The organism is Amycolatopsis sp. Poz14 (assembly GCF_006704225.1).
GTDB classification, from domain to species: domain Bacteria; phylum Actinomycetota; class Actinomycetes; order Mycobacteriales; family Pseudonocardiaceae; genus Amycolatopsis; species Amycolatopsis nivea.
In genome coordinates this window covers 1,440,014-1,450,787 of the sequence record NZ_JACLHD010000001.1, presented here as the reverse complement: position 1 = coordinate 1,450,787, position 10,774 = coordinate 1,440,014, and the positions used below count along the sequence as shown (strand labels likewise).

The 10,774-nt window shown below is 66.4% G+C and carries 9 protein-coding genes; 4 read left to right on the top strand and 5 right to left on the bottom strand.

The genetic code is table 11. The features are described 5' to 3' along the window. The first annotated feature begins 8 nt into the window (after positions 1 to 8). A complete protein-coding gene (locus FKO37_RS07190; RefSeq protein WP_037807930.1) occupies positions 9 to 212 on the top strand; it encodes a hypothetical protein in 204 nt (67 codons plus the stop codon). On the opposite strand, the gene FKO37_RS07185 is transcribed toward FKO37_RS07190, so the two are convergent. Continuing rightward, complete coding sequence (locus tag FKO37_RS07185; protein WP_238604038.1) at positions 209 to 1,216, bottom strand: Ca2+-dependent phosphoinositide-specific phospholipase C; 1,008 nt, start codon at positions 1,214 to 1,216, stop codon at positions 209 to 211. The two genes, FKO37_RS07190 and FKO37_RS07185, sit on opposite strands and share 4 nt — an antisense overlap. Positions 1,217 to 1,328: 112 nt before the next feature. On the opposite strand from FKO37_RS07185, the gene thiD reads away from it, so the two are divergent. Further along, positions 1,329 to 2,162, top strand: coding sequence for a bifunctional hydroxymethylpyrimidine kinase/phosphomethylpyrimidine kinase (gene thiD / locus FKO37_RS07180; RefSeq protein ID WP_037807932.1), 834 nt, complete (start codon positions 1,329 to 1,331; stop codon positions 2,160 to 2,162). On the opposite strand, the gene FKO37_RS07175 is transcribed toward thiD, so the two are convergent. After that, positions 2,159 to 2,590 carry a MarR family winged helix-turn-helix transcriptional regulator gene (locus FKO37_RS07175; protein WP_037718524.1) on the bottom strand — a complete coding sequence of 144 codons (432 nt, stop codon included), beginning with the start codon at positions 2,588 to 2,590 and terminating at the stop codon, positions 2,159 to 2,161. The genes thiD and FKO37_RS07175 overlap by 4 nt on opposite strands. A 144-nt stretch (positions 2,591 to 2,734) precedes the next feature. Then, positions 2,735 to 3,358: a TetR/AcrR family transcriptional regulator gene (locus tag FKO37_RS07170; RefSeq protein ID WP_238604037.1), complete on the bottom strand. Its 624-nt coding sequence runs from the start codon at positions 3,356 to 3,358 to the stop codon at positions 2,735 to 2,737. 57 nt (positions 3,359 to 3,415) lie between these two features. On the opposite strand from FKO37_RS07170, the gene FKO37_RS07165 reads away from it, so the two are divergent. Further along, entirely contained in the window at positions 3,416 to 4,360 is a 945-nt protein-coding gene (locus FKO37_RS07165) for an NAD(P)-dependent alcohol dehydrogenase (protein WP_238604036.1), read from the top strand. Between the two features lie 636 nt (positions 4,361 to 4,996). Here the strand turns inward: FKO37_RS07165 and FKO37_RS07160 are convergent. Continuing rightward, on the bottom strand, positions 4,997 to 9,187 hold the full coding sequence (locus FKO37_RS07160) for a polymorphic toxin-type HINT domain-containing protein (protein WP_238604035.1): 4,191 nt from the start codon (positions 9,185 to 9,187) through the stop codon (positions 4,997 to 4,999). A 272-nt stretch (positions 9,188 to 9,459) separates the two neighbouring features. On the opposite strand from FKO37_RS07160, the gene FKO37_RS07155 reads away from it, so the two are divergent. Continuing rightward, on the top strand, positions 9,460 to 9,960 hold the full coding sequence (locus tag FKO37_RS07155; protein ID WP_238604034.1) for a hypothetical protein: 501 nt from the start codon (positions 9,460 to 9,462) through the stop codon (positions 9,958 to 9,960). Between the two features lie 61 nt (positions 9,961 to 10,021). Here the strand turns inward: FKO37_RS07155 and FKO37_RS07150 are convergent, their stop codons facing one another. Beyond that, positions 10,022 to 10,774, bottom strand: a complete 753-nt coding sequence (locus FKO37_RS07150; RefSeq protein ID WP_037807946.1) for a thiazole synthase — start codon at positions 10,772 to 10,774, stop codon at positions 10,022 to 10,024.

Sequence of the window (10,774 nt, the reverse complement as noted above, 5' to 3'; positions counted from 1 at the left end):
CTGGCCGGATGAGCGAGACACCGGAAGCATTGTGGGCGCGGCTGCCGCTTGAGGTGCAGCACGAGGTCGACGGCCTGGTCACCGAGCACCGCACCGCTTCGGCGGTCAAAACGATCCGCAAATCGGGCGTCACGCCGCGCCCGGGGATCGCCGAAGCGCAAGCGGTGTACGAATACCGGATGTCGGTGCTGAAGCCGCCGCCGCGCTTTTAGCCCCGCGAGTCCACCGTCGGCAGCACGGTCGTGAGGCCGGTCCAATCGGACGTCACCACGGACGCGTGCTGCTTGGCCAGTTCGGCGACGCGCTGGGTCGCCTGGTCGACGGTCGGGTTGTGGTCGTCGATGGCCGGCGCGACGTTCTGGGCGTCCGTCATCACCACGTAGTAGTGGTTTTCGTCGTACCAGGACATTCCGGCCTTCGCGAGCCATTCGCTCGCGTCTCCGTCGAAAACGACAAACCACGGTTTCTGCTCCGCGGTGTATTTGTCGCGCGGATCGCCGCCGGCGGCACCGTGCACGGTCGGGAAGATCTGGACCGAATTCAGCTTCCCGGCCGCCTTCTGGCCCAGCAGGTAACGGACGTACTCGACATCGGTGTGCAGCGTGTCGGTCGGGTTTCCTTCTTCGACGGTGCCGGGGATGATCTCGGTGAGCACCTTGCCCCGCAACGCGTCCAGCGTCGGCCAGTTGTCCGCTTTGGACGCTTCATCCAGCGTGGCGTGGCTGCCGAGGAGATCCGCGGGCTTGAACACCGCGTCGCCGAGATGGTCGCGGAACGCGGCGTCCAGCTGAGCCGGGCCGAGGCCGGTATTCGCCGAGAACCCGGTCTTCATTTCGATCTTCACCGTGAGCGGCCCGCGGCCGGGATGGGCGCCGAGCCAGATCCGGATGTCGTCCAGGCACGATTCGAGGTCCTTGTTGGTCCCGCCGGAGTAAAGGTCGGCCGCGGTGTGCGCGTCGACGCAGTTGTTGCCGTTGCCCAGCGGGTTGGAGTGGCTGACCTTCCACTCGTGGGTGAAGAAGTCCGGCCAGACGTCGAGTTCGAGCAGGGACGAGCCGTTGTCCAGCGCCTGCGCCAGGTACGGGTACGCGGCCGGGTCGTAGGTGTTGTGCACGCCGACCGTGGTCACGTGCGAGAGCTGGGGGCTGTCCGCGCTGGCGACCCCCGGTACCGCCAGCGTGGACAGGAGCAGGAGACCGGCCGCGGCGAGCTTCACTGATGTCTCCTTCGTCACGGGGACCAGCACGAACGTTTACTGTGCCATCGTGGTGGACTGTGAATGAAGCACAGTTGCCTCAATGGACCAGACCAGAAGTCGGAACGCGCACATGACTGAGAACCCGAGCCCGCCCTCCGCGCTCACCATCGCCGGATCGGATTCCGGCGGGGCCGCCGGGCTGCAGGCGGACCTGCGGACCTTCCTCACCTGCGGGGTGCACGGCCTGGTCGCGGTCACCGCGGTCACCGTCCAGAACACGCTCGGCGTGCACGACCGCGCCGACCTCCCGCCGCACATCGTCGCCGGGCAGATCGAGGCGGTCGCGGCGGACATGGGCGTCGGCGCGGCGAAGACCGGCATGCTCGCGTCCGCGGAGATCATCCACGCGGTCGCGGCGGCCTGCGACAAGGCCGGGATCGGGCGCGACGGCGCGATCCCGTTCGTGGTCGACCCGGTGGCCGCGGCGATGACCGGCCAGTCGCTGTTCGACGACGACGGCCTCGCCGCGCTGCGTGACGAACTCCTGCCGCGCGCCACCGTCCTCACCCCGAACCTGGACGAGGTGCGGCTGCTCACCGGCATGACCGTGACCGACCGCGAAGGCATGCACACCGCGGCCGTCGTGCTGCACCAGCTGGGCCCGAAGTACGTGCTCGTGAAGAGCGGCCACCTGCAGTCCGACCCGGAGTGCGTCGACCTGCTCTTCGACGGTTCGACGTTCGTGGAGCTGCCCGGCCCGCGCTGGCAGACGCCGCACACGCACGGTGCTGGCGACACCATGGCGTCCGCGCTGACCGCCGGGCTGGCCAAGGGCATGCCGGTGGTCGAGGCGGCGCGCTACGGCAAGTGGTTCGTGTCGCAGGCCGTCGAACACTCCTACCCGATGGGCGCGAAAGTCGGCCCGGTGTCGGCGTTCTGGCGGCTGGCCCCGGAAGAGCGCTAGCCCTCGTCGGAGATCAGGGCTTCCAGCGCGGGCAGCGCGGCGATGATCGACTCGCGAGCCTCGGGCGTGAGCCGGTCGAGGCGGCGGTTGAGTTCCTGCACGCGGGTCGACCGCACGCCGGAGACGAGGCGTTCGCCTTCCTCGGTGGCGCGGGCGAGCCAGGCGCGCCGGTCGACCGGGTCGGATTCGCGCGTGACGTAACCGGCCTCCACCAGGGTGGCCACGATCCGCGACATCGTGGCCGCCGCGACGCCTTCCTTCGCGGCGAGGTCGCCGAGGCGCAGTTCGCCGAAGTGGACGAGCGTGGCCAGCGCGGAAATCGACCCGTGTCCGGGCCCGGGCGCGCCCGCCTGGCGCAGGGAGCGGGAAAGCCGCCCCACCGCTAGATACAACCGGCCCGTTACGTCCTGGACCGAGGAAAGAGTCACGATCGGCTCCTTCTGACGCTGGTGCCCGCCGCTGGGTGCGCCGGAAAGGGTGCCGTCAACCATACGGCGTACCCGTGCTCAATCCGTGTCAAGCGCGGGCGAAATCACCACAACCCGACTATTTGTGCAGCTTGGCCGCCCCATTCAGAGCACCGACACGTCAAGCGGCAGCTCCGCGGGCGGCGGCAGCGGCGCGGCGGCCTCCGCCCGGAACGACTGCAGCAGGTAGCCGGCGAGCCGCCGCGACGCCGCTGGTGCCGCCGCTCCCGCGCCCGATCGCAGCCCGCCGTTCGCCAGCAAGATCAACGACAGGTCGGAAACCGCGAAGTCAGCCCGCAGCGCACCGGCGTCCTGCGCCCGGCGGATCAACTCGGCGAACGCCCGCAACGCCCGGTCCCGCAACTCGGCGAAGGCGGCTTGATCCGGCAGCGCGGTCACGATCGCGGCAGAGAAACCGTGGTTGCGCGCCTGCATCGAGCACACCTCCTCGATCACCCGGCAGAACCCACGCCACGGATCGGGGTCGGCGAGCGCCTCGTCGAGCATGCCCGCGCACTCGGCCATCGGCTCCGCGAAGGCTTCCGCGACCAGATCGGCCTTGGTCGGGAAATGGCGGTACACCGTGGCGACGCCGAGCCCCGCGCGGCGCGCCAGCTCGCTCATCGAGACGTCGAGCCCCTCGGTCTCGAACGTGCGCTCGGCGACCTCGAGGATGTGCGCGCGATTGTGGGCGGCGTCAGTGCGCAACCGAGTCGATTTTTCCGGCACTCTCTCACTTTACGTGAATCGGAAGACCCCTTCCACTTTCCGTGCTAGAAGTGGAAGATGCCTTCCACTTCGATGCGCGCCATCACCTACGACCGCTATGGACCACCGGAAGTCCTGCGCGAGACCACTGTCCCGACGCCGACGCCCGGCCCCGGCGAAGTCCTGGTCCGAGTGCGCGCGCTGACAGTCAACGGCGGCGAACTGGCCATGCGGTCCGGGAAGCTGCTTCCGTTCAGCGGCAAGCGTTTCCCCAAGCGAATCGGCGTAGACCTGGTCGGCGAGGTCGTCGATCCCGGAACGAGCCGGTTCACACCCGGCGACCTAGTCTGGGGCGGCGGGCGGCGGATGGGCACCGCCGCCGAGTACCACGTGCTGGCCGCGGATCGACTGGACCACGTGCCAGCCGGGCTGGATCCCGCGCAGGCCGCGTCGCTGCTGGCGGGCATCACCGCGATCACCGCACTGCGGGACAAGGCCCATCTGAAACCGGGCGAACGCCTGCTGGTCCGCGGCGCGACCGGCGGGGTCGGCTTTGTGGCCACACAACTCGGCAAAGCGATGGGCGCGCACGTGACCGGCCTTACCAGCGCCAAGAACCTTGAGCTTGCACGGGACCTCGGCGCGGACGTCGCACTCGACTACCGCGATCCGGGCCAGTTGGGGAAGTTCGACGTCATCCTCGACACCGTGGGCCGAGACCTAGACACGTTCCGGCAACTGCTGACCCCGCGCGGACGGATGGTCGCGATCGCGTTCGACCTCAACCGTCCGGCCCGCACGGTTGGCTATGTCGCGGCTAACTCGCTACGACGTCGGCGGTGGGTGCGGGGGTTCAGCGGCAATCCGAAGGCAGACCTGCTGGCCGACCTGAGCCGCTGGGTCACCGCCGGACTGGTGCGACCGTTGGTGGACCGGGCGTTTCCGTTGGCGGATACCGCGGGGGCGCATCGAGCACTCGAGGAAGGCGGAGTGCGCGGCAAGGTGGTGATCGAGGTCACGTGAGGGGCGACGAGTTTTTTCGCTTCCATATTTCTATCATATTAGTCCCGAAAATCCGCTCGGCCTGACCATCATTCTGCGTTTCTCGATAGATCCGAACACTGGCCGCGGCGACGAATCCTTGCTGGCCAGCACCGTGGATCTCCACAAGCAAGTACGGATACTTCGTTTTCCTCGAATACGAATCGTGCCGATCAAAAGCCCACAGAACTACCGGGCCAGTATACAAAGTACCCAGGTCCATCCTGACGACGCCGGAGAACAGAATGCGAAGAACATCCGAATCCGCATTCAATTCCGTTGTCTTCAAGGTCAATTCCGAATGTCCGGCAGCATAGGACCATACCTGGAAATTCCGGTCACTTGACCAGAGAAACTCTCGCTTTGGATCACTCAAACTCGCATCCTCCTCGCGTAGCTCTCCTCGAGAGCATACAAGCCCGACACCCACCGAAGTCGTCCCGGGAGTGAGCAGACCGCTCTCGCACCGGTGCGACGGTGCTCGATGCGCGCCGTCGCACCGGTGCACTTGATTGCGAGCCGACCTCACCGCCAAGCAAGCGCCTAATCGATCCGCCCCCATAAGCCCAGCACTGAAAGCCCCACTCGCTCAGCCGCCAGAACTTACCCGCGCTTTAATCACGCGAATGGATTTTTCCATTCCTTTCCGTTTCGGTAAAACTTGACCCGGCTCCAGCAGGACGGATCCTGCCTGATTTCATTGAGCTCCCACGCAGTAAGCCGCCCGTAGTCAAGCACGGGGTCAGCGCCGACACCTAGGTCTGCGTACGCTCTCGCGTCAGGAATTCCGTCGAGGTTGAAGTGGATACGCGTCTTGCCGTCTTTAATGGCGTTCAAGACGTGCTGATACCAGGTCGCATCGTCGGACCATTCCCAGTGCGGAGCGGCACCGATATCCATCGCAAACTCGAATAAAGAATCCTCATTGCCATCTATTCTTTCCTTCCCAAGCGCAATATCGGAGCAGCCAGTGTTATGAACAAGCGCAGATACCGTACGGCCAGGCGCGATGTAATACGTGTGGAGCGAACTGACCGTCAGGTTGTAGACCTTGACCGGGTAAGTTCGGGTCGCAGTACCGACCACCTGCGCAACCCCGCCGGACGAAGTCCGCACCTGGTCCCCGGCGACAAGACGACTCGCACCGGTCCACCCTTTCCCGTTGCCGACCCAGAACGGATGCCAGGCAGTCGCCTGCACTACAGACTCGGCCCCGCTGGAATCGCGGATCGTCACCGAAACAATGTTCTTCGGACCAGAACCTGTGATCAGCTTGACGACAGGCTCGGCCCGCGTCTCCCCGCTCACCGGGTTCGTCGCGAGGACCTGTTCCCCCGGGCGAACCGTGCTGATCGGCTCCCGGCTCCCGTCTGCCAGCAACACCGGTGTGTCCCCGGTGAAGCTATTCACCGCGCATTCCGTCAGCATGTCCACCGCGTTGGAGGAACGCCGGCCAACGAGCGCACCGGCATCCACCAGTGATTCCTCGAGCATCGCTTCGGCTCGGGTCAGCGCGAGGGTGTTGACCCCGGCGATACCTATCCACGAGGTGAAAGCAGTGCCCTCAGGAATGATCGACGCGGCAAGGAGGCCGCACGGTTCGGAAACCGTGCAGAGTATGCCTCCGGTGACGGCTATTTCCGTCGCGGCCACCGTTCCGTAGATCGCGGCAAGCTCGCTGAGCGCTGTCGTGGCGACCGAGAGTGCGAAGTCAGTTCTGAAAGTAGGGCTCAACTCATCGGCGTAGCACTGCTTCTGGATCCCTGCCCCGACGTTGCCCAGATGGTCGCACAACCGGTCTCGGTCAAGGATTTCCGCGATACGGTCCGCGTCCGACTGTGTAGCGAACTTCACGCATTCGTCGAACGCGAGCTTCGGCACGTTCTCACAGTGCAGAAGCAAGTCGGTGTGTGCCTGCTTCTGCGCCTCCTTGACCTTGGCGATGGAAGCGTCGACTGCTTCCTTCGCCGCCGCTTTCGCCTGTTCGGCATCCCGGCCGGCGTCAATCGCACGCTGGAACGCGAACTTCGCCGCCCCGTAAGCTTCAGTCGCCTTGCTCGCGGCGAAGCTCGCCGAGGAGTTGGCCCATGCGGCAGACAGGCTCGCTTTGCGCGCGGACTGCTTGGCCGACGTTGCCGCGTTGCGTGCCGTCGCTGCCGACTGAGCCGCGCGTACGGCCGAATTCTGGGCATCCACGGCGGACTGGTGCGCTTGTTGTGCGTAACCGTTGGCCTGGTCCGCGTCCTTGCTTGCCTGCTGTCGATAGCCCTCCGCCTCGGCCGCGGCGTGCCGGGCGGTCGCGGCGACTCGCTGTGCCTCGTTGGCGTTCTGCGATGCGGTCGCGGCGGCCTGCGAGGCTTGCGCCAAGTAGGCGGAGACCACTGCGTCGTGCGCGGCGCTGTCAAGATCGTGCTGAGCCGCGGAGTACTGGCCGGAGGTGACGAAGTCGGCCAGCATCGCAGGAGAGCCATCGAGCGCGACCTGTGCAGCGCCCTTCGACTCCGGACCACTGGTATCCGACGCGAGGATGTTGTTGGCCTTGATCCTCCGGTCCTGACCAGCCGCGACGTACTGGCCGGTGGCCAGGAAGTCCCGTAGAGCCTGGTCGTTCTGGGCGTCGAGGGCCTTCTGCGCGGCGTCAATGGTGGCGATGTCTTTGGATTGCTGCGCCGCAGCCAGTATCCGGTCGACAGCGATCCGGTCGTCCGTCTCCCGCTGGGGATAGTTCTGGTCCCGGAGGAAGCTTGCGACGTCCGCGTCGCTGCCGGCCAGCGCGGCCTCGGCCGCGGCCTTGAAATTGTCGGTGCTCGTCTGCTCGAGGTCACCCAGAGCGACGCGGTCGTCTTGCCCCGCGGCGACGACGATGCCGTGCTGCACGAAATCCAAGGCCAGTGCATCCGGACCCGAGAGCACGTCGTCCGCGGCTGCCTTGGTCCACGATCCGTCCGTCTGGCTTAAGGTCATGGCGACCTTGCGGGCGTCCGTCACCGCGACGGCGGCGGGAGTGCCTACCGCGGTCGCCTCGGCGATCAGCCGGTTCGTCTCCGCGTCACGCAGATCGCTCTGCGGTTTCGGTCCGCCATTGGGCTTCGGTGCTTGGTCGTTGGCTCGAGAAATGACCAGTGCCGCCTCGTCGGCCTGCTCCGTCTCGGTCGCGATCCGCGTCTTCTCGGCGCTGCGCGCCGCGTCATAGACCTTCTTGGCTTGATCAGCGGCGGTGATGGCGGCCTGAGCGGCAGCGGTCGCTGCGTTCGCGTGCAGCGTCGCCTGATTGGCGGCATCAGCGGCCTGCCCCGCATGCAAAGCAGCATCGTCGGCTGCGGCCGCGGCGGCGTTCGCGTCTGCCGCAGCGCGTTCCGCCGCCGCTTGAGCTTCGAAAGCAGCTGTCGCCGCGGTGTCCGCGAACCCGCTCGCCGCCTGCGCCGCCCGGGTCGCCCGAGCCGCGTTCGCCGAAGCGGCAGCGGCCGCCCGCCGAGCAGTCGCAGCGTCAGCAGCGGCTGCCGAAGCGTTCTTGCTCGCGTCGCTGGCGGCTTTGGCCGCAGCCGAAGCATCTTGGCCCGCGCGGCCCGCTGCGGATATAGCGTCCTTTGCTCGGTTAATCGCCTCCCCGGCGGACTTCGCCGCCTTAGCCGCGTCCTGAGCGCCGATAGCCGCGTCCCGCGCCGCACCGGCCGCTTTCCGAGCGCTCTCCGCGCTTTTGGCGTCGGTGTCGGCCGCCGACGCCGCGGAGTAAGCGGCCGAAGCCGCCTGCCCTGCCTTCGACGCCGCCGAAGCTGCTCGAGTCGCAGCCCCTGCGGCCACTCGAGCGGCAACGCTCGCCGCGTTCGCCGCGCTGACCGCCTCCCTTGCTGCAACCGCGGCTTTGTCCGCAGCGTCGGCCGCTTGACGGGCCGCAGCCGAGGCAGCATTGGAATCGTCGTGAGCCGCCGCGCTGGCGGCTGCTGCCGCTTCGGCGGCCTTCTTTGCCAGCGCTGCTTCGGTGATCGCGCGAGCCGACGCGTCCTTGGCCGCCTGAGTCTCCTTCGCAGCCTGTTCACCGGCATCCTTCGCCGCACCGGCAAGCTGCGCGATGGTCGCGGTCTCTTGATCACGCGCTTGGGCGATCGTCAGGTCGTGATTCAGGAACTGGGCGTAGGCGGCGGCCGTATTCGCGTCAAGAGCCTCCTGCGCCGAGCGCTTGACCTCCGGGCCGCCCGCAGCCAGGATCTGGTCGATCCGGATCCGCTGGTCCTGCTCGTACGGGACCTGCCAGCCGTCCTTGAGGAAGGACTGCAACGCGCCGACCGTATTCGCGTCAAGGGCCTTCTGGGCCGCCAGTTGCAGTTGCGGGCCGCCGGTCGCGAGGATCTGGTCGACTCGGATTCGCTGGTCCTGCTCCCACGGCACCTTCCAGCCGTCCCGCAGGAAAGCCAGCAACGACGCGTCGTCACTAGCGTCGAGCGCTCGCTGTGCCGCGTCCTTGGTCGCCTGGCCGCCGGCGGCGAGCACCCGGTCCACGCTGATCCGGTCGTCCGTGGCCTTGAGCTTGCTCAGATCGGAAGCAAGGAAGGTCTTGATATCGCTGTCCGAGCCCAGCAACGCCTTCCCGGCGGCCTCTTTGATGCTGGGACCGCCGTACTTCCACAGATGCAGCACCTGGGTTCGGCTGTCGTCCGCACCTGAACTCGAAGTTGGTGGCGTTGGTGGCGGATTGTCCGTCTGGCCGGCCTCCGCAGTGGGCGCGCCCACCAGTCCAGCCGACAGTGCAAGGATCAGGAACAGGACCAGTGCGCGCAATGGTCTTGCGCTGCCCCGTCTCGTCTTCTTCACCGCAGTTCCCTTCAGCGGGCACCAAAAACCGTGCGCGGCGAATGCCGCACACGGAATGGAAATTGAAGACCCCCCGACAGTCGTGACACGACGTCGAAACTGAAGAGTAAAGAGAAAATAAGAAAAGGTGCAATATGATCCATATCACACTCAAGCACGGTAACTGTCAACCTTTTTGACCGATAACCCGTGCGCCCAGTCAGTCTCGCTCCGAAAACGGATGAAACGGACATTAAATGCGCACGAGGACTACGGTAGCCGTAGCGACCGCCGTGACGACCACAATTACCTTGGGCGGGATTTGGACCGCCCAAGCCGCCACCGGCGACGATCCCGCGCCGAACGAACAGCCGGCGCTGGTCGAAGACTTCTCATACCCCGGTGCCGCCTCGATCGAGGCCAATTACCACGTGAATGTGATTTCCGGCGACGGCCACATCCTCTTCGCGGATTGTTCCGCTCCCCCGGAAAACAACATCGGAGCACTCCAAGTGCGCGCACAGGGCAGCGTCGGAATGCAACTGGACGGGCGCATCTGCTTCAAGATTCTCGCGACGCCAGGCACGATCGAGGTGAAAATCCCAAAGGTTTACGAAATCCGTGGCGACGGGCAGATCGACGGTACTGGACACAAGGTCAAGGCCGATCTCACCACTGATTCGGGAACTCACACGACTGTCGACGTCAACCCGAACCGCAGCACCCCGGTCGGCACCGGTTCTGGCCCGCAGAACCCGGAAACCACATTGCTCCGGTTGACGGCCTCTTCCTGAGTGCCGGAAGGCCGGATCTCATCGCAGTCGGTGAGACCCGGCCTGACCAAGTCCGAGCCGCTCAGCGAGGCGGACTGGACGCCTGCGCCCAAAACCGCTGCGGCACCCTTCCCGCACCTCGCGCCAGATACCCCGCCTCCACGGCGCTCCGCATCGCCAAGGCCATTCGTTCCGGGTCCGCCGCCCGGGTCACTGCGGTCGACAGCAGAACCGCCGAGCAGCCGAGTTCCATGGCCAGCGTGGCATCCGACGCCGTGCCGATCCCCGCGTCCAGCACGATCGGCACTGACGCGCGCGAGACGATCAGTTCGATGTTGTGCGGGTTCCGGATTCCCAGCCCAGTACCGATCGGAGCACCGAGCGGCATCACCGCGGCGCAGCCCGCTTCCTCCAGGCGCAGCGCTAGCACGGGATCGTCGTTGGTGTACGCGAACACCGTGAAACCGTCCGCCACCAGGCGTTCGGCTGCTTCCAGGGTTTCCAGCGGATCGGGCAGCAGGGTGCGGTCGTCGGCGTGCACCTCGAGTTTGATCAGGTTCGTTTCCAGCGCCTCGCGGGCCAGCTGGGCGGTGAGCACGGCTTCCGCCGCCGTGCGGCAGCCTGCGGTGTTCGGCAGCAGCTCGATGTCCAAGCGCCGCAACAGCTCCAGTACGCCCGAGCCGCCCTCGGCGTCGGCTCGGCGCATCGCCACGGTGGTGAGCTGGGTGCCCGACGCGACGAGCGCTCGTTCCAGCACTTCGAGATTCGCCGCGCCACCGGTGCCGATGATCAGTCGCGACGACAGCTTGTGTTCGCCGATGATCAGGTCGTCCAT